Source organism: Streptomyces lacaronensis (assembly GCF_047337785.1).
Classification (GTDB): domain Bacteria; phylum Actinomycetota; class Actinomycetes; order Streptomycetales; family Streptomycetaceae; genus Streptomyces; species Streptomyces lycopersici.
In genome coordinates, this window is the sequence record NZ_JBLHDK010000003.1 from 7308231 (window position 1) to 7332241 (window position 24011).

General features: G+C 72.4%; 17 protein-coding genes and 1 pseudogene. 10 read left to right on the forward strand and 8 right to left on the reverse strand.

Translation table 11 applies throughout. The features are described from left to right. Positions 1-92 precede the first annotated feature (92 nt). A complete protein-coding gene (locus ACMTAK_RS31825; RefSeq protein WP_413813056.1) occupies positions 93-4253 on the forward strand; it encodes an ABC transporter transmembrane domain-containing protein in 4161 nt (1386 codons plus the stop codon). A 165-nt stretch (positions 4254-4418) separates the two neighbouring features. On the opposite strand, the gene ACMTAK_RS31830 is transcribed toward ACMTAK_RS31825, so the two are convergent. Then, on the reverse strand, positions 4419-4862 hold the full coding sequence (locus ACMTAK_RS31830; protein WP_413809350.1) for a hypothetical protein: 444 nt from the start codon (positions 4860-4862) through the stop codon (positions 4419-4421). A gap of 182 nt (positions 4863-5044) precedes the next feature. Between ACMTAK_RS31830 and ACMTAK_RS31835 the strand changes: the two genes are divergently transcribed. After that, entirely contained in the window at positions 5045-6451 is a 1407-nt protein-coding gene (locus tag ACMTAK_RS31835) for a S28 family serine protease (protein WP_413809351.1), read from the forward strand. Positions 6452-6507: 56 nt separating this feature from the next. On the opposite strand, the gene ACMTAK_RS31840 is transcribed toward ACMTAK_RS31835, so the two are convergent. Continuing rightward, positions 6508-8442 (reverse strand): glycoside hydrolase family 3 protein, encoded by a 1935-nt coding sequence (locus tag ACMTAK_RS31840; RefSeq protein WP_413809352.1) that lies wholly within the window; start codon positions 8440-8442, stop codon positions 6508-6510. A gap of 221 nt (positions 8443-8663) precedes the next feature. On the opposite strand from ACMTAK_RS31840, the gene ACMTAK_RS31845 reads away from it, so the two are divergent. Beyond that, positions 8664-9935, forward strand: a complete 1272-nt coding sequence (locus tag ACMTAK_RS31845) for a macrolide family glycosyltransferase (RefSeq protein WP_413809353.1) — start codon at positions 8664-8666, stop codon at positions 9933-9935. Positions 9936-10091: 156 nt separating this feature from the next. Here ACMTAK_RS31845 and ACMTAK_RS31850 read toward each other — a convergent pair whose 3' ends face one another. Continuing rightward, entirely contained in the window at positions 10092-11006 is a 915-nt protein-coding gene (locus tag ACMTAK_RS31850) for a LysR family transcriptional regulator (RefSeq protein ID WP_413809354.1), read from the reverse strand. Between the two features lie 115 nt (positions 11007-11121). On the opposite strand from ACMTAK_RS31850, the gene ACMTAK_RS31855 reads away from it, so the two are divergent. Continuing rightward, positions 11122-12150 carry an EamA family transporter gene (locus tag ACMTAK_RS31855; RefSeq protein WP_413809355.1) on the forward strand — a complete coding sequence of 343 codons (1029 nt, stop codon included), beginning with the start codon at positions 11122-11124 and terminating at the stop codon, positions 12148-12150. On the opposite strand, the pseudogene ACMTAK_RS31860 reads toward ACMTAK_RS31855, so the two are convergent. The 4 genes and pseudogenes from ACMTAK_RS31860 to ACMTAK_RS31875 form a co-directional block, all read right to left on the reverse strand. Next, a pseudogene (locus ACMTAK_RS31860) lies at positions 12131-12868 on the reverse strand (sugar phosphate isomerase/epimerase family protein); the annotation flags it as partial. The gene ACMTAK_RS31855 and the pseudogene ACMTAK_RS31860 sit on opposite strands and share 20 nt — an antisense overlap. A gap of 387 nt (positions 12869-13255) precedes the next feature. Next, complete coding sequence (locus tag ACMTAK_RS31865) at positions 13256-14284, reverse strand: methyltransferase (RefSeq protein WP_413809356.1); 1029 nt, start codon at positions 14282-14284, stop codon at positions 13256-13258. A 377-nt stretch (positions 14285-14661) separates the two neighbouring features. Next, positions 14662-16197, reverse strand: coding sequence for a carboxylesterase/lipase family protein (locus tag ACMTAK_RS31870; protein ID WP_413809357.1), 1536 nt, complete (start codon positions 16195-16197; stop codon positions 14662-14664). Between the two features lie 210 nt (positions 16198-16407). Then, the gene (locus ACMTAK_RS31875) at positions 16408-17361 is read right to left on the reverse strand and encodes a bifunctional helix-turn-helix transcriptional regulator/GNAT family N-acetyltransferase (RefSeq protein WP_413809358.1); all 954 of its coding nucleotides are present in this window, start codon (positions 17359-17361) and stop codon (positions 16408-16410) included. A gap of 217 nt (positions 17362-17578) precedes the next feature. Here ACMTAK_RS31875 and ACMTAK_RS31880 point away from each other — a divergent pair, with 217 nt between their 5' ends. The 3 genes from ACMTAK_RS31880 (at position 17579) to ACMTAK_RS31890 (ending at position 19775) form a co-directional block, all read left to right on the forward strand. Beyond that, positions 17579-18781: a helix-turn-helix domain-containing protein gene (locus ACMTAK_RS31880; protein ID WP_413809359.1), complete on the forward strand. Its 1203-nt coding sequence runs from the start codon at positions 17579-17581 to the stop codon at positions 18779-18781. A 113-nt stretch (positions 18782-18894) separates the two neighbouring features. After that, positions 18895-19488 carry a hypothetical protein gene (locus tag ACMTAK_RS31885; protein WP_413809360.1) on the forward strand — a complete coding sequence of 198 codons (594 nt, stop codon included), beginning with the start codon at positions 18895-18897 and terminating at the stop codon, positions 19486-19488. Beyond that, positions 19485-19775 (forward strand): hypothetical protein, encoded by a 291-nt coding sequence (locus ACMTAK_RS31890; RefSeq protein ID WP_413809361.1) that lies wholly within the window; start codon positions 19485-19487, stop codon positions 19773-19775. Before ACMTAK_RS31885 ends, ACMTAK_RS31890 begins: the two co-directional genes overlap by 4 nt. Before the next feature lie 98 nt (positions 19776-19873). Here ACMTAK_RS31890 and ACMTAK_RS31895 read toward each other — a convergent pair whose 3' ends face one another. Then, positions 19874-20923 (reverse strand): LacI family DNA-binding transcriptional regulator, encoded by a 1050-nt coding sequence (locus tag ACMTAK_RS31895; protein WP_413809362.1) that lies wholly within the window; start codon positions 20921-20923, stop codon positions 19874-19876. A 180-nt stretch (positions 20924-21103) separates the two neighbouring features. Here ACMTAK_RS31895 and ACMTAK_RS31900 point away from each other — a divergent pair, with 180 nt between their 5' ends. The 3 genes from ACMTAK_RS31900 to ACMTAK_RS31910 are packed head-to-tail and all read left to right on the forward strand — an operon-like array spanning position 21104 to position 23971. Further along, positions 21104-22261, forward strand: a complete 1158-nt coding sequence (locus ACMTAK_RS31900; RefSeq protein ID WP_413809363.1) for a Gfo/Idh/MocA family protein — start codon at positions 21104-21106, stop codon at positions 22259-22261. Between the two features lie 7 nt (positions 22262-22268). After that, a complete protein-coding gene (locus tag ACMTAK_RS31905) occupies positions 22269-23216 on the forward strand; it encodes a DUF6807 domain-containing protein (RefSeq protein WP_413809364.1) in 948 nt (315 codons plus the stop codon). A gap of 5 nt (positions 23217-23221) precedes the next feature. After that, positions 23222-23971 carry a cupin gene (locus ACMTAK_RS31910; RefSeq protein WP_413813057.1) on the forward strand — a complete coding sequence of 250 codons (750 nt, stop codon included), beginning with the start codon at positions 23222-23224 and terminating at the stop codon, positions 23969-23971. The last annotated feature ends 40 nt before the right edge of the window (positions 23972-24011 follow it).

A 24011-nucleotide genomic window follows, 5' to 3' on the forward strand; every position in this document is an offset into this window, starting at 1 on the left:
TAGCGGTGGGCGTGTCGGATGAAACGGGCGAAAGGGATGCGGGCGGATCGGGTGCGGATGGCCCGGAAGCCGGACAGGGCTGGGTAAGGCGGCTGTTCGGCTACTGCTGGCAGTACCGCAGCGATGTGCTGCTCGCCCTCGGCGCCTCGCTCGCCGGAATGGCCGTCATGGCGCTCGTCCCGCTGGTGCCGAAGCTGATCATCGACGATGTGATCGTCTCGCATGACCGGTCCCTCGCCCCCTGGGCCACCCTGCTGATCGTCGCCGCCCTCGTGGTGTACGTCCTCACCTACGTCCGCCGCTTCTACGGCGGACGGCTCGCCCTCGACGTCCAGCACGCCCTGCGCACGGAGATGTTCGCGGCCATCGCCCGCTTCGACGGCAGACGGCAGGACAAGCTCTCCACCGGCCAGATCATCGGCCGGGCCACCAGCGACCTCCAGCTGATCCAGGGCCTGCTCTTCATGGTGCCGATGATGATCGGCAACATTCTGCTCTTCCTGGTCTCGCTCGTCGTGATGGCGGTGCTCTCGCCGCTGCTCACCGTCGTCGCCCTCGCCGTCGCCCCGGCCCTGTGGATCCTCGCCTCCCGCAGCCGTATCCGGCTCTTCCCCGCCACCTGGTACGCCCAGGGGCAGGCGGCCGCCGTCGCGGGTGTGGTCGACGGGGCCGTGACCGGTGTCCGGGTGGTCAAGGGGTTCGGGCAGGAGGCGCAGGAGACCGACAAGCTGCGGGAGGTCGGCCGGGGGCTGTTCGCCGCCCGGCTGCGGACCGTACGGCTGAACTCGCGCTACACCCCGGCCCTCCAGGCCGTCCCCGCCCTCGGCCAGGTCGCCATGCTGGCGCTCGGCGGCTGGATGGCCACCCGGGGCCAGATCACCCTCGGCACCTTCGTGGCCTTCTCGACCTACCTCGCCCAGCTCGTGGGCCCGGTGCGGATGCTCACGATGCTGCTGACCATCGGGCAGCAGGCGCGGGCCGGGGTCGAGCGGGTCTTCGAGCTCATCGACACCGAGCCCGTCATCGACGAGCGCCCCGACGCCCGGGAGCTTCCCGAGGACGCCCCGGCGACGGTCGAGTTCGACCGGGTGAGCTTCGGCTACGACCCCGAGCGGCCGGTGCTCTCCGAGGTGTCCCTGCGCATCGAGCCGGGCGAGACCCTGGCCGTCGTGGGCGCCTCCGGAAGCGGCAAGTCGACGCTGTCCATGCTGCTGCCGCGCTTCTACGACGTGTCGTCGGGCGCGGTGCGGATCGGTGGCCACGATGTGCGGGAGCTGACGTACGACTCGCTGCGCGGTGCGGTCGGGCTGGTGCCGGAGGACAGCTTCCTCTTCTCCGACACCGTGCGCGCCAACCTCGCCTACGGGATGCCGGACGCGAGCGAGGAGCGGATCCGGGCCGCCGCCCGCGCCGCGCAGGCCGACGGCTTCCTCTCCGAGCTGCCGAACGGCTATGACACCGAGGTCGGCGAGCAGGGGCTGACCCTCTCCGGCGGCCAGCGCCAGCGGCTGGCCCTGGCCCGCGCGATCCTCACCGACCCCCGGCTGCTGGTCCTGGACGACGCCACCTCGGCGGTGGACGCGCGCGTCGAGCACGAGATCCACGAGGCGCTCCGTGGCGTCATGGCGGGCCGTACCACCCTGCTGATCGCCCACCGCCCCTCCACCCTCGCCCTCGCCGACCGCATCGCGGTGATGGACCGGGGCCGGGTCGTGGACGTGGGCACGGACGAGGAGCTGAGGGCGCGCAGCGCCGTGTACCGGCGCCTGCTGGCGGACGGGTCCGAGGCCGTCGCCGCCCCGGGCGGCGACGACCCGGCCCCGGCCCACGCCGAGCCGCGCGGCGCCGACGCCTCCGCGCACGCGGTGGGCCTCGCCGGGGCGTTCGGCGGGGAGTCGGCCGCCACCGGATTGGCCGAGCCCTGTCTCGACGGGGAGCCGTCCCCCGATGGTGACCGCACGGCGCATGGCCGTGCGGACTGCCCCGGCGCGACGGCGCACCTGCGGGCGCGTGGTGGGGATGGTCCGGCGCGGGCCGCGGCCGACGCGACCGGGCCCGGGGCGGGCCGGGCATCGAGGCGGGATGGCGACGGGGTGTCGCCCGACACATGGGTGCGGCCCGACGGCGGCGAGGGGCGGTGCCGCCCGCACGGTGGGGACGACCCCGACCACGCCTGCGCCGGGGACCGGGCGGGGGCGACGGGGTTCGCCGGAGCGTCCGGCGGTGAGCCGGGCGCTGACGGCCCGAGCGAGCCGTGTCCCGCGCTGGGAGCCCGGCCCGACGGGGCCGGGGCGGGCCGCGAGCTTCGGGTGACCCCGGAGCTATGGGTGCGGCCCGATGGTGAGCGCCGTAAGGGCGACACGGCGGTGGGCGCGGGGACCGGGGCCGTGGCCGGTCCCGGGCTCGCGGGGGCGCTGTCCGGGATGCCCGCCACCCCCGAACTGCTCGCCAAGGTCGCCGCCCTGCCGCCCGCCACCGACACGCCCGACATCGACGAGGAGCGGGCCGGCCGCGCCGAGGAGACGTACGGGCTGCGGCGATTGCTGCGCGGCTTCGGGGCGCCGCTCCTGGTCGCGCTGGCGCTCGTGGCCGTGGACGCGATCGCCGGGCTGCTGCTGCCCGTGCTCATCCGGCACGGGATCGACCAGGGCGTCCAGCGGCTCTCGCTCGGCGCGGTGTGGGCCGCCTCCGGGCTCGCGCTCCTCGTCGTCCTCGTGCAGTGGGCCGCCCAGATCGGCGAGACCCGGATGACCGGGCGTACCGGTGAACGGGTGCTGTACGCCCTGCGCGTGAAGATCTTCGCCCAGCTCCAGCGGCTCGGTCTCGACTACTACGAGCGCGAGCTGAGCGGCAAGATCATGACGCGGATGACCACCGACGTCGACGCGCTGTCCACGTTCCTCCAGACCGGTCTCGTCACCGCCGTGGTCAGCCTGCTGACCTTCTTCGGCATCCTGGTGGCGCTGCTCATCATCGACGTGGAGCTCGCGCTGGTGGTCTTCCTGACCCTGCCGCCGCTCATCATCGGCACGGTGGTGTTCCGGCGCCGCAGCGTCAAGGCGTACGAACTGGCCCGCGAGCGCGTGAGCGTGGTCAACGCGGACCTTCAGGAGAGCGTGGCGGGGCTGCGGATCGTGCAGGCGTTCCGGCGCGAGCGGTCCGGCCGGGAGCGGTTCGCGGCGCGCAGCGACGCCTACCGCCAGGCGCGGATCCGTGGCCAGCGGCTGATCTCGGTGTACTTCCCGTTCGTCCAGTTGCTGGCGTCCGTGGCCACCGCGCTGGTGCTCATCGTGGGCGCCGGGCGGGTCGGGGACGGCACGCTGACGGCGGGCGCGCTGGTGGCGTACCTCCTCTACATCGACCTGTTCTTCGCCCCCGTCCAGCAGCTCTCCCAGGTCTTCGACGGCTATCAGCAGGCCACCGTGTCGCTGGGCCGCATCCAGGAGTTGCTGCGCGAGCCCACCACCACACCGGTGGCCGAGGCCCCGCGCGAGGTGCCCGCGATGCGCGGCGACATCACCTTCGACGATGTGCGGTTCCGGTACGGGGACGGCGAGGAGGCGCTGGCGGGCATCTCGCTCACGATCCCCTCGGGGCAGACCGTGGCGTTCGTCGGGGAGACCGGGGCCGGTAAGTCCACTCTGGTCAAGCTGGTGGCGCGGTTCTACGACCCGACGGGGGGCGCCGTGCGGGTGGACGGCGTGGATCTGCGCGAACTCGACCTCACCGGATACCGCGGCCACCTCGGGGTGGTCCCGCAGGAGCCGTATCTCTTCGCCGGGACGGTGCGCGACGCGATCGCCTACGGACGGCCCGGCGCGAGCGACGCGGAGGTGGAGGCCGCCGCGCGGGCGGTCGGCGCCCATGCCATGGTGGCGTCGCTCGACGGTGGCTATCTGCACGAGGTCTCCGAGCGCGGGCGCAATCTCTCCGCCGGACAGCGGCAGTTGATCGCGCTGGCGCGCGCCGAGCTGGTGAACCCGGACATCCTGCTGCTCGACGAGGCCACGGCCGCGCTCGATCTGGCCACCGAGGCCCTGGTCAACCAGGCCACGGATCGTCTGACGGGACGGCGCACCACACTGGTCGTCGCCCACCGGCTGACCACCGCCGCCCGTGCGGACCGGGTGGTGGTCCTGGACCACGGCCGGGTCGTCGAGGACGGCACCCATGAGGAGCTGGTGGCGCGGGACGGCCGGTACGCCGCGCTGTGGCGCACGTTCATGGGGGAAACGGCGCCCGCCGTAGCCTAGGCGCTCCGCTCAGCGCTCCGCTCGACGTGCCGGGACGCGTCGTCGGTCGGCTGCGGCGCCGTCGTGGCCGGTCGCGCCCACGCGGCGGAGCCGCACATCGACTCAGCCCCGCGCCCCTTCGGGGCGGTAACGCTCAGCGTTCGCCCTCTGTTACGTACGGTAACGTCACGGTTCCATGCCGCTGGCCCTCGCTATGCCCTCCACCTCCCGCCGGTCCCGCTCCCGCTGCTCCGCCTCGGCCGCCACGCGCTGCTTGTGGCGGTGCAGGAAATCGGGGTCCCCGGCCCGCTCCTGAGGCACCAGCACCTTCATGCCCTTGGCGTGCGGACTGTCGCCGAGGTCGACGACCACACGCTCGTCCTGGGAGGTGAGCAGGCCGAACAGCACCAGCAGCTCGGCCTGGAGAGCGGGGGTGAACAGCTCTTTCTCCTCCGGCCCCATGCCGAGCTCGTACGTCCCCCCGCGGACGGCCGGTGAGGTGCTCAACTCGCGCAGCAGCCGCATCAACAGCTCGAGCGAGCGAGGATCGATCCGTTCCTGCAATTCGTTCAGATACCGCGTCAGCCGCTCGGCCCGTTCACTCCGGTCGTGCCCTTCGTCTCGGTCCATACAGGCAGCATGAGCCATCACAGCCCGCTACGAAAGAGGGCGGCGGTAACAACTCTCCGTATTCGGCCTCGGGTTGGAGCGTTGACGGCATCTGGCGACGCGAGTGTGTGCCCGGATAGGTTCTCGGCGACCTGTGCGAATTCACGGGGCAATGGGTCAACACGGCAACAAGGGGAGGGTGCATGCGCAAGATGTTCAGATGGCTGTTGTCGCTCGCGATACTGGTGGGGGCGGTCGGCGCGGGTGCCGGAAGCGCGTCCGCGGCACCGGCCGCCCCCGCCCAGCCGGACATCAAGGAACGTGTCCTGGCGATTCCCGGAATGCGTTTCGTGGAGGAGCAGCCCTACGAGGGCTATCGCTTCCTCGTCTTCAGCTACGCCCAGCCGGTGGACCACCGGCATCCCTCCAAGGGCACCTTTCCGCAGCGGTTCACACTGCTGCACAAGGCCACCGACCGGCCCACGGTCTTCTACACCTCGGGCTACAACGTCACCACCGCACCGCGCCGCAGTGAGCCGACGCAGCTGGTGGACGGCAACCAGGTGTCCATGGAGTACCGATTCTTCACTCCCTCCCGGCCCCAGCCCGCCGACTGGTCCAAGCTGGACATCTGGCAGGCCGCGAGCGACCAGCACCGCCTCTTCCGGGCCCTGAAGCCCATCTACGGCAAGAAGTGGCTGGCCACCGGCGGCAGCAAGGGCGGGATGACGGCCACCTACTACCGCCGCTTCTACCCCCGGGACATGGACGGCACCGTCGCCTACGTCGCGCCCAACGACGTGGCCGACAAGGAGGACTCCGCCTACGACCGCTTCTTCGAAGGCGTCGGCACCGCCGAATGCCGCACCAAGCTCAACGCGGTGCAGCGCGAGGCGCTGGTGCGGCGCGACGAGATCGTGAAGCGCTACCAGAAGTGGGCGGACGACGAGAAGCAGACCTTCACCGTCGTCGGCAGCGCCGACAAGGCGTACGAGAACGTGGTCCTGGACCTGGTGTGGGCCTTCTGGCAGTACCACCTGCTGAAGGACTGCGCGGACGTCCCCGCCCCGACCGCGTCCACCGACGAGCTGTACGGCTTCATCGACGAGATCTCGGGCTTCTCCGCCTACACCGACCAGGGCCTGGAGACCTACACGCCGTACTACTACCAGGCGGGCACCGAGCTCGGCTCGCCCACCTTCAAGACCCCGCACCTGGCCGGGCTGCTGCGCTACCCCGGCATCTACGCCCCGCGCAGCTATGTGCCGCGTGACATCCCGATGCGCTTCAAGCAGGGCGTGATGCGGGACATCGACAGCTGGGTCCGGCACGACGCCCACCGGATGCTCTTCGTCTACGGCCAGAACGACCCGTGGGGCGCCGAGCGCTTCCGGGTCGGCAAGGGCGCCAAGGACGCGTACGTCTACACGGTGGCCGGCGGCAACCACGGCTCCAGCATCGCCCAGCTGACGGGCGACCAGAAGGCCAAGGCCACCGCCGAGGTGCAGCGCTGGGCGGGCGTCAGCCCGACGAGCAAGCCCCTCGCCCGGCACGACGCGAAGCTGGACCGCCGTGAGGTGGAGCGCGAGCCGGTGACGCTGCGCCCATAGGGCGCGCCCGCGGGCCCCGAGCGGTCCCGGGCGCCAGGGGGTGCCCGGCGGGCCGCTTAGTAGCTCAGCCCGTGTCCGATCGGGTACAGCACCCGGGACGGGTCGTCCGCGTGCCGGACCGCGACCGGCAGTTTGCCGCGTGGCGCGGTCCGGCCCGCGATGACGCGGGCGGCGGCGCGCAGTTCCACGTCCGTCCAGCAGTAGGCGGCCAGCGAGGCGCCGGGGGCCGTGTCGCGGCCGTTCAGGCGCGCGATGTCGTAGGGGTCGCGCAGGGCCAGGTGCACCACCGGCACACCGGTGGCCACCAGCCGTGCCACCAGGGTGCGCTGGGCGGAGCCGGAGGCGATGTCGTACGTCGTCACGATCACCGCGTCCCGCCCGCGCGCCGCCGCGACCGCCGCCTCGATGCGCTGCGGGGAGGGGCCGGGGGAACTGGCGGTGCCGGTGGTGAGCGCCTCCGTGCGGAAGCCGAGCCCGGACAGGGCGCGGGCCAGGACGGACGTCGGCGGGCCGCCGGTGCCGGAGGGCGCGGCGGCGTCCACGCCCACCACGAGCAGATCGCGGTGGCGGCGCGGCGACAGCGGCAGCAGTCCGCCGCGGTTGGTGATCAGGGTGGTGGTGCGCTCGGCGATGCGGTCGGCGGTGGCGCGGTGCTCGCGGGTGCCCACCGTGCGGTTGACCGCGCGGTCGCTGGTGTACGGATCGTCGAACAGGCCCCGGCGCGCCTTGAGTTCGAGGACGCGCCGCAGCGAGCGGTCGATCCGGTCCTCGCTGATCTCGCCCGCCCGGACGGCCTTGCGCACACCCTCGAAGGCGAGGGACAGGCTCGGCGGGTTCAGCAGCTGGTCCACGCCCGCCTTGAGCGCGAGCACCGGCACCCGGTCGTCGCCGTACTTCTTCCGCACCCCCGCCATGCCGAGCGAGTCGGTGACCACCACGCCGTCGTAGCCCAGCTCCTCGCGGAGCACACCGGTGAGGATGGGGCGGGAGAGCGTGGCGGGGTCGTCGGCCGGGTCGAGCGCGGGGAACAGCAGATGGGCCGTCATGATCGAGTCGATTCCGGCCTCGATCGCGGCCCGGAACGGCGGCGCGTCCAGCCGCTCCCACTCCTTCCGGGAGTGGGTGATCCGCGGCAGGCCCACATGGCTGTCCACGCCGGTGTCGCCGTGGCCGGGGAAGTGCTTGGCGGTGGCCGCGACCCCGGCGCTCTGATAGCCCTCCACCTGGGCCGCCACCATCCGGGCCACGGCCTTCGGATCGGCCCCGAAGGAGCGCACCCCGATCACCGGATTGGCGGGGTCGACGTTGACGTCCGCGATCGGGGCGTAGTTCTGCCGGATGCCGAGCGCGGCCAGCTCCGCGCCCGCGGTGCGGGCGGCCGTACGGGCGTCGGCCGTGCTGCCGCCCGCGCCGAGCGCCATGGCGCCCGGGAACAGCGTGGCGGGCGCACCGACCCGGGCGACGGTGCCGTACTCCTGGTCGGTGGAGAGCAGGACGGGGACGGGTACGGAGGCGGCCAGCGCGGCCTTCTGGATGCCGCCTGAGAGCGCGGCCACCTGGTGGGGATCGCGGATGTTGTGTGCCCATCCGATGTACATCACCCCGCCCACGTGATACTTCGCGATCAGCTCGGCGGCGTTGTCGACGCCGATCTCCTTGCGGTTGGCCGCGACATCGGCGGGGTCGGGACGGGTGGCCGAATGGCCGTAGACCCGCATCACGAAGAGCTGGCCGATCTTCTGGTCCAGCGTCATCCGCCCGATGAGCTCGTCGATCCGCCGGCGGTCGCGCTCGTGGTCCCGGCCGGGCTCCGTGGTGGGCCGGGAGGGGGCCGCGGAGGGGCTGCCGGAACCGGCCGTGGTGCGGCGAGCGGGGGCCGCGGGCGCGGGGGAGCCGTTCGTCGGTCCGCCGCATCCACCGGCAGCCGCGGCGGCCAGGGTGGCGGTGAGCAGGGCGCGGCGAGACGTCGTGTGCACCCGCACTCCTTCCATGGGACGTTCGGAGGGGGCGGCCAATAGGCGTGCAGGACACGCTGGGACACAAACAGCGGCCGGGTCAAGAAGAGTCGGCCTTTTCCAACGGCCCGGAAGCGTAAAGGAAAAGACTGGTTAAAGACCGTGATCTGGTGCCTGCACGAAACCGGTACTAAACTCTCGACCGGGTATGCGCGGTATTTGTATGAGGCATCCGTTCTCGCTTATGTTCCGTTTTCATGACCCCACCGACGGGTGCCAAGCCCCCCACACACATAGCCATGTTCGGCATCGCGGCACACGGGCACGTCAACCCGAGCCTGGAGGTGATCCGCGAGCTGGTGGCCCGCGGCCACCGGGTTACCTACGCCATCCCCGAGTCGTTCGCCGAGAAGGTGGCCGAAACCGGCGCCGAGCCGAAGACGTACACCTCGATCCTCCATGGTGAGAATGTGCCGGGCGCCAGAGGCTCCGATCTGATCGACTACATCGAGCCGTTTCTCACCGAGGCGGAGCAGGCACTTCCGCAGCATGTGGCGGCCTACGAGGGCGATGAGCCGGATCTGGTGCTGTACGACGTCACCGCCTATCCGGCGCATGTCCTCGCCCATCGGTGGGGCGTGTCCGCCGTCGAGCTCGCGCCCAGCTTCGTGCCCTGGGACGGCTACCGCGAAGAGGTCTTCGAGCCGATGTACGCCCATATGCGGCGGTCGGAGCGCGGCCGGGCCTACTACGCGCGCTACCGCGCCTGGCTCGAGGGCAACGGCCTGGCCGGCACCGACCCCGACACCCTCATCGGCCGCCCCAGCCGCTGTGTCGCCCTCATCCCCGAACTGCTCCAGCCCAACGCCGACCGCGTCGACGCCTCCGTCTACAGCTTCGTCGGCGGCTGCCAGAGCGCCCGCCGCGACGTGGCGGAGTGGCGCCGCCCGGAGCGGGCCGCCGGGACCGACCGGATCCTGCTGATCTCGCTCGGCTCCACCTGGACCAGGGAGCCCGGCTTCTACCGTGCGTGCGTCGCGGCGTTCGGCGATCTGCCGGGCTGGTACGTGGTGCTCCAGATCGGCGAGTTCGTCGACCCGGCCGACCTCGGCGAGATCCCGGCCAATGTCGAAGTGCACACGTGGATACCGCAGTTGAGCGTGTTGCGGAAGGCCGACGCGTTCGTCACCCACGCGGGTGCGGGCGGCGCCCAGGAGGGGCTGGCCTGCGGGGTGCCGATGGTCGCCGTGCCGCAGGCCGTCGACCAGTTCCGCAACGCGGACACGCTGGAAGGGCTCGGGGTCGGCCGCCATCTGCCCAAGGAGGAGGCCACGGCTCCGGCGCTGCGCAAGGCGGTGCTCGATCTGGTGGACGACCCCGGGGTGGCCGCCCGCTGCGCCGCGCTCAAGACACGGATGGCCGCCGAGGGCGGGCCGGACCGGGCGGCGGACCTGATCGAGGCGGAGCTGCCGGTCCGACACCCCGTGCGGAACCGGCGCGGGCCGCGGAGCGTCGAAGCGGCGTGCTGATGGGGAGTCTCCGCACGGCGGTGCTCGGCCTCGCTGCCCGCTGCGTGGCCCACCACCCTCGCCGCCGTTCGCGGCCAGCAGCACCCCGCCGCCGACGCGACACCCCTCCCAGAGCGTCGGCGGCGCGCCGGGGGAGCGGCTCGGCCCGTGGTGCGCTCAGCTCATGCGCCGCGGCCAGAGGTCGCCCAGCAGCCGCACCGTTTCGGTGATGGCGGGGCGGCGGGCCGCGCCCGGACGCCACAGGGCGTACAGCCGCCGCACCGGGACCGGCTCCAGGGGCAGCGCCAGCACCCCGTCCGGCAGCGGACCGCGCCCGAGACGGGGCATCAGCGCGACGCCGAGACCGGCCGCCACCAGGGCGATCTGGGTGTGGTTCTCCGCCGCCTGGTACGCCAGGTCCGGCTCATGGCCCGAGGCGCGCAGCGTACGGACCAGCCAGTCGTGGCACACCGACCCCGGCGGCTGGCAGATCCACCGCCGGCCCGGCAGATCCTCGCGGCGCAGCGGGCGCCGTGCGGCCACCCGGGCCAGCGGATGTCCGGCCGGGACGAGCAGATCGCACAGATCCTCCCCGATGACCGCCCGTTCCTGCCCCTCCGGGGCGGGCAGCGGGGCGATGTCCCAGTCATGGGCCACCGCCAGGTCGATGACCCCCTGCGCCACCAGGTCCACCGACAGATGCGGGTCCACTTCGAGCAACCGGGCGTCCAGGGCGGGGTGTTCGGCCCTGAGCGAGGCCAGCACCACGGGCATCAGCCCGCGCGCCGCCGAGGCGAAGGCGCCGATCACCAGTCGGCCGGTCGGCTGACCACGCCGCTCCTCCAGGGTGGTCTCGGCCTCCTCGACGATGGCGAGCAGCTGCTGGGCGGTGGCGGCCAGATGCCGGGCCGCGTCGGTCAGCGCGATGCCCCGGCCCTGCCGCTCCAGCAGGGTCGTCCGGGTCTCCCGCTCCAACTTGGCGATCTGCTGCGATACGGCGGACGGGGTGTAGCCGAGCGCGATCGCGGCGGCGCTGACCGAGCCGTGCACGGACACCGCGTGCAGAGCCCGCAGCCGGGCCAGATCCAGCACAGTCCGCCCTCCTCCTCGTATCTTTAACCGTTACTGCATCCAAGCATGAAGACATCCGCGCTGGTGCTACAAGGTCCGGGCGGCTGATCCTCGACGCATGCGATCAACGCAACCCATGCGACCTGTGCACATAGCCCTCGCCGTGCTGGTCACGGCCCTGTGGGGGGTCAACTTCGTGGTCATCGAGGTGGGCCTCGACCACTTCCCGCCGCTGCTCTTCTGCGCCCTGCGGTTCCTGGTGGCCGCGCTGCCCGCCGTCTTCCTGGTCGGCCCGCCGAGGGTCGCCTGGCGATGGATCCTGGGGGTGGGGCTGGCCCTGGGCGTGGCGAAGTTCGGGCTGCTGTTCATCGGGATGCACGAGGGGATGCCCGCCGGGCTGTCCTCGCTGGTGCTGCAGATCCAGGCGGTGTTCACGGCGCTGTTCGCGACCGTCGTCCTCGCCGAACGCCCCGGTCGGCGGCGGCTGCTGGGCATGGGGGTCGCCCTCGCCGGGATCGCGGTGGCCGCCGTGGACGAGGGCACCTCGGGGCCGCTCCTCGGCTTCGTCCTCGTCGTCGCGGCGGCGGCCTTCTGGGGTGTCTCCAACGTCCTCACCCGCAAGGCGGCGCCGCCCGACGCCCTGAACTTCATGGTGTGGGTGAGCCTGGTGCCGGTGCTGCCGCTGCTCGCGCTCTCGCTGGTGTTCGAGGGCGCGCGGCCCGATGTCGAGGCGCTGAGCCGACTCGACTGGGCCGGGCTGGGCGCCATCGTCTATGTCGCCTGGGTCACCACCGTGTTCGGCTTCGGGATCTGGGGCTTTCTGCTGCGCACCTACGACGCCTCGGCGGTCGCCCCGTTCTCGCTGCTGGTGCCGGTCTTCGGGATGTCCTCGGCGGCGCTGGTGCTGGGGGAGGGCATCAGCGCACCGCGCTGGCTGGCCGCGGCGCTGCTGGTGGGCGGCGTGGCGCTGACATCGCTCCCGGCCGGGAGGCTGAGCCGGACGCGCCTCGGGGCGCGCCGCCACCCCGAGCTCAGGCCGCGTCGGCGAGCAGCCGCAGCAGATGCTCCCGGCCCGGGGCCAGCAGCTCCGGGAGAGCTCGCGCCCGCGGATACCACCGCTTCTCGTACTCCCAAGCCAGCCAGCCGTCCCAGCCCTCGCGGCTGAGCAGCTCCACGCACTCGGTCAGCGGCAGCACCCCCTCGCCCAGCGGCAGCGGGGTGGTGTCCTCGGCCGAGGCGATGTCCTTGACCTGGACGTAGCCCAGATGCGCGAAGAGCGCCGGATAGCTGGTGGCCGGGTCCTCGCCGCCCAGCCAGGTGTGCATCACATCCCAGATCGCCCCCACGCTGCCATGGCCCACGAGCCCGAGGACCCGGGCCGCGTCCGCGCCCGTCCGATGCGAGTCGTGGGTCTCGAGCAGCAGCCGTACGCCGAGGTCGGCGGCGCGGGGCGCCGCCGCCGCGAGCCGCCGGGCCGCCGTGGCGTCGGCCTCCTCCGGGCTCTGCTCCCCGCCGCCGGGGAAGACCCGGACATTGCGGGCGCCCAGGTCGTGGGCGAGCTCCAGCAGCTCCCCGAGCCCGGTCAGCACCGGCTCGTCCGGTCCCGCCTGGGCGGCGCGCACATATCCGGCGACGGTGAGGATCTCGACCCCGGCGTCCCGGAACTCCGCCACCGCCCTGGCCCGTTCGTCCGCCCCGATCCCCGGGTGCACCGGCTCCTCGGGGTGGGCGCGCAGCTCGATGCCGTGGTACCCGGCTCCGGCGGCGAGCCGGGCCACGTCGGGCACGGGCATACCGGGGACGCCGAGGGTGGAGAAGGCGAGCTTCATGCGGGCTCCCTTGGTAGGGGTCGTGCGGGACGTGGGGATCTTCTTGCCCTTCATGCGGGACGCTAAGCAGGGGCACGAGCCGAATCAATCCTGCCGTGCCGATCGCGCCTGCGGCGTGTCCTGTCCGGTGGCCCAGCCCGTCGTGCCCCCCTACGCCGTGGCCCGTCCCCCGGACCGGCGAGCCCCGGTGCGCCCGTATGGGCGACCGGGCCATGACCCAGGGCAGGGCCGTGGTCGCTCGGCCCATGGACGGCGTCCGGGAGACGCCTCGCCCTGGTGGCTGAGGGGCATGCGAGCGCCCGGGTCCCTCTCAGCCGCCCCGGGCGGCGTCGGCGGACGGCCTCGGCGGTGGGCGGAATGCGCGCATCCCTGCCGTGGCCACGGGCCACTCGTAGCGGCCTGCGGGCTCGGCGGGACGTCGCGGCCTCAGGGCCGCCTCGCTCACCCGGCCGTCAGGCGCCACAACGACGTCACCTCGGCCGCGCGGGCCGAGTGGAGGGGGTCGGTGGGGTCGAAGGCGCGGGGGTGGACGGGGCGGACGTCCAGCCGGTCCAGGACCGTCAGGCCCGCCGTGTCGAAGGCGGCCAGGAGTTCGGCGCGTGACCGCAGCCCGAGGTGTTCGGCGAGGTCGGAGAGGATCAGCCAGCCCTCGCCGCCGGGGGTCAGATGCCCGGCCAGCCCGTTCAGGAAGCCGTGCAGCATACGGCCGGACGGGTCGTAGACGGCGTATTCGAGCGGTGAGGAGGGCCGGGCCGGGACCCAGGGCGGGTTGCAGACCACCAGCGGGGCGCGGCCCGGCGGGAAGAGGTCGGCCTCGACCACCTCGACGCGCTCGGTCAGGCCCAGCCGGGCCACGTTCTCCCGGGCGCACGCGAGAGCCCGCGCGTCCCTGTCCGTGGCCACCACCCGCTCGATACCGCGCCGGGCGAGGACGGCGGCCAGGACGCCGCTTCCGGTGCCGATGTCGAAGGCCAGCTCGTGCGACGGCAGCGGGGCCTCGGCCACCAGGTCGATGTACTCGCCGCGCACCGGTGAGAAGACCCCGTAGTGCGGATGGATACGGTCCCCGCCCAGCGCCCGTACCTTGACGCCCTTCTCCCGCCACTCATGCGCGCCGATCAGCCCGAGCAACTCGCGGAGCGAGACCACCGAGGGGCCCCGCGCCGGGCCGTACGCCTCGGTGCACGCCTGCCGTACGTCCGGCGCCCGGCGCAGCGGAACCCCTAAGTCCGCGTCCAGCGGCACCAGCACCATCCCCAGCAGCCGGGCCCGCCGGGACTGGGCCTGGCGGTGCCGGTGGAACGCCTCGGCCGGGGACGCCGCCGGTGGCCGCCGCTCCTTCGCCCGGCGCGGGCCACGGTCGATCCGGCGCGCCAGCGCCGTCAGCAGCTGACGGGCGCCCTGGTAGTCGCCGCGCCACAGCAGCGCGGTGCCCTCGCAGACGAGGCGGTGGGCGGTGTCGGCGGGCATCCGGTCGTCCGCGATCGCGACCCGCCGGGGCGGCGGCGTACCGCTCTCGGAGCGCCACTGGGCGGTACGGGTCCGGCCGTCCTCGGTCCACTCGATGACCTGCTGGGTACTCAGGGGTACGCCCTTTGCTCTTGTGCCGTTCCGACGCGCCGCACGGATGCGTCGACCGTACGTCGCCCGTGCGACGCAACCTCGTGGAATTGCGTCAGTTGCGCGATCGGCCGGCTCCGGTACCTGCGTAGTGCGGGGATTCTAGCGGCTCCGCTCCGACCTGGCGCCCCGTCCTGGAACCCCTTGAACAGGCCGTTTGCCCAGTGTCGTGCATGCGATGCATGAGCATGTTCTCCATCACCGCCCAAGACGTGGACAGCCGGGCATCAGGACGTGGGAACGCCTGCCTGTGCGGCGAGGCGGTCCGGGTTGGTGGTGAGCCAGTCGTAGCTGATGCTGTTCCAGAACGAACACTGGTGTCGATCCGCGTACACCTCGGACTTCAGGGCCTTGCTGTCATCACCGGGCAGCAGGGACATGTACTTGCCGCCGCGGTATGACGGCCAGGCTGCCAGTCCTCCGGTCGTGGGGTTCGCGTGCTTCACGAACGCGCCCCAGTAGCGCACCATCGCCATGGACAGCCGCTGTTGCTCCGGAGTCAGCGACTTCGAGGTCTCCATGGGCCACAGGTAGCCGAGCTCGCTGGCATGTGGGGCGCCGGAGTCGAAGCCGGCCGGAGTCGTCGCGAGGGTGGGTGGGTGCGGGTCGTCGAACTCGTAGAAGTACGTCCTCGGTTGCCGAGCGGCGAACTGAGCCGTGAGGTTCTGGTACTGGCAGCCGCCCAGTCCGTAGAAGACGCTGCTGTCGTCCCACAACGTGCCGATGGCGTACGTCGCTGTGTACGGGCTGTCGTAGGCGCTGTAGGGGTAGTGCGCGAGTACGGCGTCGGCCTGTGCGCCGAACTCCAGCCTGACCGCCCGCTCGTACTGATCCTTCGTCGCGTTCGCGAAGGGCAGTGCCCATTGGCGCACCTCGTCGCGGGTGCTGCCGATGAGGAGCGGGACATTGTGGATCCGGCCGGATCGTACGGCAACGCTCGGCGCGAGGGGCAGTTCGGGAACCCCGGACACGGGAAGGGGACCGGTCAGGATACCGCCGACGAAGCCCCTGTCGGCGGCCCGCAGTTCGTCCGCCGACTTGCCCCGCAGACAGGACACGCTGGTCGCCGGAACGGAACAGCCGACGGCCGCGGCGTAGTCCTCGCCCTTGGCGGTGGCCTGTGCGACCGTGAGGCTCGGGCACCCGCCGCTCTGGATGATCGCACCAGCGAACAGATCGCGCGCCGGAGGCGAGGACAGCAGAGCGCAGACGGAGTGGCCGCCGGCCGACTCGCCCGCGATGGTCACGCGGCCCGCGTCCCCTCCGAAGGCACCTATGTTGCGCTGCGTCCAGCGAAGAGCCGCCTCCTGGTCGAGCAGGCCGTAGTTGCCCGCACCCTGCGTGCTCAGTCCGGGCACGTCGAGGAAACCGAACACGCCCAGCCGGTAGTTGATCGTGACGACCACTACGTTGTCGGCCTTCGCGATCTGCGAGCCGTCGTAGAGGTCACCGGCACCGCTGGAGAAGCCCCCGCCGTGGATCCAGAACAGCACCGGCAGGGGGCGGTTCGTTCGCCGTTCGGGGGTGTAGACGTTGAGATACAGGCAGTCCTCGCTCAAGCCCGGTCCGGTGCTGGTGGACGACTGCGGGCAGCGCGAGCCGTACGTGGCAGCCGACCGCGGGCTCGACCAGGCGGAAGCGGGTGCGGGAGGCTGCCAGCGCCTGGTACCGACCGGTGGCGCGGCGTACGGGATGCCGAGGAACCGATCGACCCCGTCCGCCGTGGCTCCCGCGACCGCGCCTTTGTCGGTGGAGATCGTCAAGGGGCGAGGGGCCGCGGACGAAGGTACGGCCGATACAACGGTCAGCAGGGCGAGCAGACTCACAAGGGCCGCAAGTTCTCGTCGAACGATGGAGCGCACTGGACCTCCCCGGGAGGCAGGAGCGAGCGGGAAATCGACATGCTCCGTTTCGAGCAACGGGTGCGCAACGCCGCCAGTCCGCTCAACGGACCTGCACCGCGCAGGCTGCCGTCACCCGGAAGCAGCCGCGTCCCGCAGCGCAAGCCGCCAGTCCTGGCCGACCAGCGGCGACCCGTAGCCCTCGTGCCGCTTCTCGGCGATCAGCTCGAACCCGGCCCGCTCGTAGATCCGGCGGGCGGAGGTCAGGACGTCGTTGGTCCACAGCACGAGATCGCGGTAGCCCGCCTCGCGTGCGAAGTCGACACACGTGGCCACCAGCCGCTCGCCGAGCCGCCGCCCGCGCGCCTCCGGCTCCACGAGCAGCAGCCGCAGCCGGGCCGTATCGGGCCGCTCGTCCCGTACGCACATCACCGAGCCGACGGGGCGGCCGTCGAGCTCCGCGATCCACGCCCGCTCGCGGGCCGGGTCATGGCCCGCGCCGAACTCCCCGACGATCCGGGCCACCAGGGCCTCGAACTCGGCGTTCCACCCGAACTCCCGGGCGTACACGGCGCCGTGGCGCTGCACGATCCAGCCCAGGTCCCCCGGCTCCAACCCGCGCAGCCGCACCTCGGGCTCCGCCGGTCCGGTGAGCGCGTGCCGCGCGGTGGCCAGCGCCTCCCGCAGCCGCCCCAGCTCGTTCCGGGGGACCTTGGCCAGCAGCCCGGTCACGGCCTCCCGCGACCGCCGGTCCAGATCCTCCGCCGCCGCCCGGCCCTCGGCGGTGAGCAGCACCTCCTGGAAGCGGGCATCGCGCTGGTGGCGCTCGCGCGCCACCAGCCCCCGCTCCTCGAACCGGCTGAGCGTCCGGCTCAGATGCGCGGCGGTGACCCCGAGGTGCTCCCGCAGCGCCGAAACATGGGTGCGCTCCCGCCGCGCCAGCTCGTAGAGGATGCGGGCCTCGCTCAGCGTGTACGGGGTGTTGAGCTGCCCGGGGTAGTCGAGGACGCCGATCAGGCGGGTGTACATCCGGTTGAAGTCGCGGACCTCGTCCACGGCCAGGTCAAGATCGTCGCGAGGCTCCATCCGGCACCCCTCCATACCCCTGTGTCGATTTTGCTTGATCTCATAGTTGCGTCAGATCAAGTGTTTGGGAAGAGGGGGTCCCGTCCCGGGGGCGGATGTCGGCGGTTCGAAGTGTCAAGGGAGCGCGACGGCCCCACCGAAATGGGGCCGATCACCCGTACCCGCGGAGCCGACCGCCGGTACCGTTTCTGAGTGTCAGCACAGAACGGGAGTCATCATGCCCGGCAGCACCGACACGTCTAAGGAAAGCATTGGCGCTCGCATCCGCGAGTTCCGCCTCATCCGCAACTACTCCCTCTCTGAACTCGGCCGTCGCGCCCACGTATCCACGAGTCAGCTCTGCCGCATCGAAAACGGTGAGCGGTACCCCAGCGAACCCGTCGTCGCGTCGGTCGCTCGTGCCCTCGGCGTCGGCGTCTCCGTCCTGCGGGGGCAGCCCTACATCCAGGCTCTCCAGAAGGATCAGCTGGACGCCCTGCTCACTCCCATCAGCACCTCGTTCGATGACTGGGACATCCCGCCCGACGACGCCCCACCTCCTCGCCCGCTCGATACGCTGGAGGCCGAGATCGAGCGGCTCGTACGGCTCCGGGTGAAGGCCGAGTTCCTGGACATCGCCGAACGCCTACCGGGCCTGATCAGCGAAGTCGCGATCACCACGCAGCTGTACGGATCACCAGGTCGGCACCGGGAGCGGGCCCATGATCTGCAGGCGGAAGTCTCGCGCACGGCGGCGATCGTCGCGTACCGCCTCGGCTACATGGATCTGGCCCGCCTGGCGCTGTCCCGCATGGCGGTCGCCGCGCCGCAGTCCGGTGATCCGCGGCAGGTCGCCATCGAGCGGTACGAGCGGGCGCAGATGGCGGCGGACAACTCCCGCCTGGACCGTGGTGTCTCGTTGATGCGGCACGCGCTGCGGGACCTGGACGACGATGGTGATCGCGCGACACGAGCGGTGCGGGGCACGCTCCAGCTCCGAGCCGCTGTACTTTCGGCGCGCGACGGTGACGACGCGGCCGCTGGCGATTGGATCGGGGAGGCCGCCGAACTGGCGGAGCGGATAGGGGAGACGCGCTATTACGCCCTGGCGTTCGGCCCGCTGAATGTTCGGCTGCACCGGATCGCGGCGGCCGGTGATCGGGACGAGCACGCGGAGGCGCTTGATCACGCCCTCCAGGTGCGGCTACCGGACGACTATCCGCCGACGCGGGCGGCGCATTACTGGATCGACCGGGCCCGTGCCGAGGCGTGGACGGCACAACACGGTGATGCATTGGGTTCGTTGCGGTCCGCGCGTGAGAGCTCGCCACAGTTGACGCGCTATCACCATTCGGTGCACGAGACGGTGGCGACGCTGTTGCGGGCGCGACAGCGTGCGGATGAGCAGCTCAGGGAATTCGCGGAGTGGTGCGGCGTTTAGAGCACGCCCTGTAGTCGGTCAAGCACCTGAGCGTTGCCAGTTGGGCAACGCACAGGTGCTTGCAGGTGGCCACCATGTGACGGTCAGCGCACCGCACGTACATGGAGCCGACCGTGACGACAAGAGCCTTGCCGTGGACACCGCCGCCCGCCACAGATGTCCAGGCGTTACCCGCAGGCAAGTGGTGGGACGCCGTACGGGCGGCGCCGACCGTCGGGGAACGTGCCTTGAAACTCCTCGGGGACGAGACCGGCGCCGTCATCCAGGACAAGTACGGCACCCTGTACTGGCTCGTCGAGGTGGGCTCCGCCACGGGCTGGCACCTGCGGCAGGTCCGGGTCCTGACCGAGCTGGCGGACGAGTGCGTCTACCTCGGCGTGCCGCCCAACTCCTGGAACGCGCCGCCCGGCACCCACTGGCGCGTGCCGTTCTCGGCCGACCACTACCTAACCGACGCCTGGAAGCTGTGGGGAGCACTGGCCGAGGCCGACCGCGCCGAATACGGCCCGGTCCCACAGGGGCGCCAGACCTGCTATCGCTGCGAGCTGCCCACCGACGAGCCGGTCGTCGTCGACGTCCAGCACGGCGGCAGCGGACCCGGCCGCACGGTGTACGCCTGCCCTCCCCACGCCCTGGCCCACCGGCGCGACCCGGTCGCCGAGGCCGCCGCCATGCGCCGCGCCCGCGAACGGGGGCACACCCGGTGAGGGAGAGCGAGCGCACCGAGCGGGAGCGGATAGCGGAACTACGGACCCCGGGCAGGAAGTGGGTCTTCGGCCAGCTCCAGGGCTGGAACTGCGCCCTGTGTGCGGCACGCCTCTACGCGGACCGGCCGATCTGCGCGGTGGAGGTGGACTACGGCAGCGTCACCGTGACGTACCAGCTGTACGTCTGTGCCCCCTCGTGCGAGGCGGCCCGCGCCGCACAGCGCCCCGCCCCGCCGGACGGCGACCGCCCGGTGATCCGCGCGCCCCGCCGGCGGACCGGTGCGTAGACGGGGTGGGCTACCGGGCTCCGGGCCCCCGCCGGAGTGACCGCGCCGGTGGCCCACCCTCCGTACGGAGGAGGCCCGCCCCGCACGGAGCGCATCGCTCAGCCGCGCGGCGGCGCCGTGGAGGCGCGGGCCATCAGCTCGGCCCGTACCATCGCCACCCCGCCCGGCGGCTGCGGCTCGCGGCCCAGGGCCAGCCGCCCGGCCCGCGCGCCCGCGTCGTGCAGCGGCAGCCGCATCGTGGTGAGGGCCGGGACGGCGTCCGCGCTGAAGGGGAGGTCGTCGAAACCCGCCACCGAGACGTCCTCGGGGATCCGCAGCCCCTGGTCGCGCAGGGCCGCGCAGACGCCGAGCGCGATGGTGTCGTTGGCGGCGACTATGGCCGTCAGACTCCGGTCGCGGCGCAGCAGTTCGAGGGTGGCGTCATAGCCGGAGGCGCGGTCGTACAGGCCGTGGACGGTCAGCCGCTCCGCGTCCTGGTCCACCCCGGCGGCGGCCAGCGCCGCCCGGTGGCCCTCAAGACGGTGGCGGGTCGTGGTGCGCTCGGCCGGGCCCGCCACATAGCCGACCCGGCGGTGGCCGAGGGTCAGCAGGTGTTCGGTGAGCCGGCGGGCGCCGCCGCGGTTGTCGAAGGTGAGGGTGGTGGCGTCCTCGATCGGCGGGCGCCCGCAGAGCACCACCCGGGTGCCGGAGGCGGCCAGCCGGGACGCCTTGGTGGCCACGGCGGTGGCGTGGTCGGGGTGCTCGACCGCGCCGCCGGTGAGCACGACGGCGGCCGCGCGCTGCCGCTGCAGCAGGGTGAGGTAGTTGAGCTCGCGCTCGGGCGAGCCACCGGTGTTGCAGATGACGGCGAGCTTCTCGCCGCCCCGGCCCGACTCCCCGGCAGGGGTGACCATTTCGGCCTGTACGGCGCCCGCGATGATCCCGAAGAAGGGGTCCGCGATGTCGTTGACGAGCACCCCGACCAGATCGGAAGTGGCGGCGGCGAGAGCGCTTGCCGGGCCGTTGACCACGTACTCCAGCTCGTCGACCGCACGCAGCACCCGGTTCCGGGTCGACTCCGCGACCGGGTAGTTGCCACTCAGGACGCGCGACACGGTGGCCGCCGAGACCCGAGCCCGTGCCGCCACATCGGCCAGGGTCACTGCCATATTTCCTCCGTTGGGTGGTCACCTTCTGGTACACCGTGCGCGCTGGTTGGGCGCCTCCATGCTCTCACTCCATGAGCGGCGTGATTCTGCACGCCAGGGTCTTGTCCTGTCATCCGGACCATGCCTAGGGTCCTCCCCAGCAAGCGCTTACCCCAGGCGACGGCGAGGAGACCTCAGCCCATGGCCGCAGCAGCCACCGCCCGTATCCGTGCCGCAGTGGTCGGTACCGGAGGAATCGTCAGCGGCAGCCATCTGCCCGCACTGCGTGATCACGCCGACCGTGTGGACCTCGTCGCCGCGGTCGACGTGGCCGCGGACCGGCTCGACGCCTTCCGTGCCGCGGCGGCCGAGGGCGGCACCTTCGACGTCACCGGCTACTCCGATGTGGCCGCCATGCTGGAGGCCGAGCGCCCCGGCCTGGTCCTCATCGGGACCCCGCCCTCCCTGCACCGCGAGCAGACCGTGGCCGCCCTCGAGGCCGGTGCCTGGGTGCTGTGCGAGAAGCCGCTGTGCCTCACGCTCGCCGAGTACGACCAGATAGCCGGGGCCGAGAAGGAAGCGGGCGGCCCGTACGCCTCGGTGGTCTTCCAGCACCGCTACGGCTCGGGCGCCGTCCACGCCCGTGAGCTGCTGGCCGAGGGTGCCCTGGGCCGGCCGCTGGTGGCCCACTGCCAGACCACCTGGCACCGCGACACCGCCTACTACGCGGTGCCCTGGCGCGGCCGCTGGGAGACCGAGGGCGGCGGCCCCTCCATGGGCCACGGCATCCACCAGATGGATCTGCTGCTCCACCTCCTCGGCGACTGGACCGAGATCCGCGGCATGGCCGGACGGCTGGTCCACGCCGTGGAGAGCGAGGACGTCTCCACCGCGCTGGTGCGGTTCGAGAGCGGCGCCATGGCCACCGTCGTCAACAGCGTGCTCTCGCCCGACGAGGTCAGCCGGATCCGCATCGACTGCGCGGACGCCACCGTCGAGCTGACCCACCTCTACGGCCACCGCAACGACGACTGGGTCTACACCCCCGCCCCGCACGTCCGCGACGAACCCGCCCGGCAGCGCCGCTGGCGCACCCCGGCCGCCGATCTGCCCAGCTCCCACGGGGCCCAGCTGACCGGGCTGCTGGACGCGATGCGCGACGGCGTACGGCCGCCCGGCAGCGGGCAGGACGCCCGCCGCACCCTCGAGTTCATCGCCGCGCTCTACAAGGCGGCCTTCACCGGGCGGCCCGTGCGCGCGGGCGAGATCGTGCCCGGGGACCCGTACTACGACGCCATGCACGGCGACCACCCCGCATGGGCGCCGAAGGCAGCGACCGCCACCACCAAGGAGAGCTGAGGCCGCCATGACCCAGCGCATCACCGTCACCCACACCCACGGCGAACAGATCTCGGTCGCCGCCGGCGGCGTCGAGCTGATGGCCTACGTCTACCGGCCCGACCCGGACGCCTTCGAGGCCCGTAAGCCCTACGCGCATCCGCTGCGCACCCTCGCCGGGAACCCGGTCTCCGGCTACCGGCCCAACGACCACCGCTGGCACAAGGGCCTCCAGATGACGTCCAGCCATCTGTCCGGCCAGAACTTCTGGGGCGGCAACTCCTACCTGGGCCCCGACCAGGGCTACCAGCGGGTCGAGGAGCGCGTCGGCTCGATGCGCCACGACGGCTTCGAGGAGTTCACCGTCACCGACGACCGGCTGCGCTTCGTGGAAAACCTCACCTGGGTGGAGAACGGCGGCCAGGAGTGGGCGCGGGAGCTGCGCACCATCGAACTCCACTCGGTGGAGCCGGAGGAGGGCACCTGGGCCCTGGACTGGTCCATCCACCTCACCAACATCCGCGGCGAGGCCCTGCACTTCGGCTCCCCGACCACCGCGGGCCGGGAGATGGCCGGGTACACCGGGCTCAACTGGCGCGGCCCGCGCGACTTCACCGGCGGCGATGTCATCGGCCCGGACGGGCGCGGCGGCGACGGCGAGAAGGGCGCCTCGGACCTGATGGGCACCCCGGCCGCCGACGCCCCCTGGGTCGCCTTCACCGGTGAGCACGACGACGTGGACGGGCACTCCACGCTGCTGTTCGCCCACGCCCCGGAGAACGCCGAATCCATCCACGCCTCCCACTGGTTCGTGCGCTCCGAGCCGATCCCCTCGGTGGCCCCGTCCTGGGCGTTCTTCGAGGAGTTCGAGCTGCCGCCGGGGGAGTCCTTCGGGTACCGCTACCGGGTGGTGGTCGCCGACGGCGCCTGGGACCGGGCGCGCGCGGAGAACTACCTCAAGAACCACGGGTGGTGAGCACGATGACCGCGATGTCCGCCCCGCTGCCGGGCGGTGTGGGCCTCTCCCACATCAGCGCGTACGAGTGGGAGGCCGCCGACGGGGTGTGCGGCGGCAGCCCCCATCTCCACCTCGCCTGCACCGAGGCGTATGTGGTCACCGCCGGACGCGGCGCCGTGCAGACCCTGACCCTCGCGGACGGCTTCACCGAGACCCCGCTGGAGCCGGGCTCGGTGGTGTGGTTCACCCCCGGCACCATCCACCGCATGGTGCAGGGCGGCGGCCTCAAGGTGACCGTGCTGATGCAGAACAGCGGGCTGCCGGAGGCCGGGGACGCCGTCTTCACCTTCCCGCCCGAGGTGCTGGCCGACCCCGAGCGCTACGCGGCCGCCGCCGCGCTGCCCGCCAAGGAGGGGCCGGAGGCCGACGCGGCCGCCCGGCGTCGCCGGGACCTCGCGATCGACGGCTATCTGACGCTGCGGGCCGCCGCCGAGAAGGGCGACGAAGCGCCGCTGCGCGCCTTCCACGAGGCGGCGGCGCGGATCGTGGCGCCCAAGGTGAAGGAGTGGGAGCCGCGCTGGCGGGACGGGGCGCTCGCCGCCGCGCGGCGCACCGGTGAGCAGCTCACCGCGCTCGCCGCGGGCGACGCCGCGCACCTCGCCGAGGCGCGGGTCACCGCGACCGGGCCCAGCCGCCGCGGCGGCTACGGCATGTGCGGCCGCCGGGACGAGTACGAACTGCCCGGTGTCACGCTCCCGTACTACGGCGAATAGCCGCCGTAGACACCACCACGCACGCTCAACGAAATGATCA

What these genes read in the sequence shown, in the direction of transcription:
- ACMTAK_RS31830 (WP_413809350.1), bottom strand. Translation starts at nt 4,862, where the DNA reads ATGGACCGAGACGAAGGGCACGACCGGAGTGAACGGGCCGAGCGGCTG.
- ACMTAK_RS31835 (WP_413809351.1), top strand. Translation starts at nt 5,045, where the DNA reads ATGCGCAAGATGTTCAGATGGCTGTTGTCGCTCGCGATACTGGTGGGG.
- ACMTAK_RS31840 (WP_413809352.1), bottom strand. Translation starts at nt 8,442, where the DNA reads ATGGAAGGAGTGCGGGTGCACACGACGTCTCGCCGCGCCCTGCTCACC.
- ACMTAK_RS31845 (WP_413809353.1), top strand. Translation starts at nt 8,664, where the DNA reads ATGACCCCACCGACGGGTGCCAAGCCCCCCACACACATAGCCATGTTC.
- ACMTAK_RS31855 (WP_413809355.1), top strand. Translation starts at nt 11,122, where the DNA reads ATGCGACCTGTGCACATAGCCCTCGCCGTGCTGGTCACGGCCCTGTGG.
- ACMTAK_RS31865 (WP_413809356.1), bottom strand. Translation starts at nt 14,284, where the DNA reads ATGCCCGCCGACACCGCCCACCGCCTCGTCTGCGAGGGCACCGCGCTG.
- ACMTAK_RS31875 (WP_413809358.1), bottom strand. Translation starts at nt 17,361, where the DNA reads ATGGAGCCTCGCGACGATCTTGACCTGGCCGTGGACGAGGTCCGCGAC.
- ACMTAK_RS31880 (WP_413809359.1), top strand. Translation starts at nt 17,579, where the DNA reads ATGCCCGGCAGCACCGACACGTCTAAGGAAAGCATTGGCGCTCGCATC.
- ACMTAK_RS31895 (WP_413809362.1), bottom strand. Translation starts at nt 20,923, where the DNA reads ATGGCAGTGACCCTGGCCGATGTGGCGGCACGGGCTCGGGTCTCGGCG.
- ACMTAK_RS31900 (WP_413809363.1), top strand. Translation starts at nt 21,104, where the DNA reads ATGGCCGCAGCAGCCACCGCCCGTATCCGTGCCGCAGTGGTCGGTACC.
- ACMTAK_RS31905 (WP_413809364.1), top strand. Translation starts at nt 22,269, where the DNA reads ATGACCCAGCGCATCACCGTCACCCACACCCACGGCGAACAGATCTCG.
- ACMTAK_RS31910 (WP_413813057.1), top strand. Translation starts at nt 23,222, where the DNA reads ATGACCGCGATGTCCGCCCCGCTGCCGGGCGGTGTGGGCCTCTCCCAC.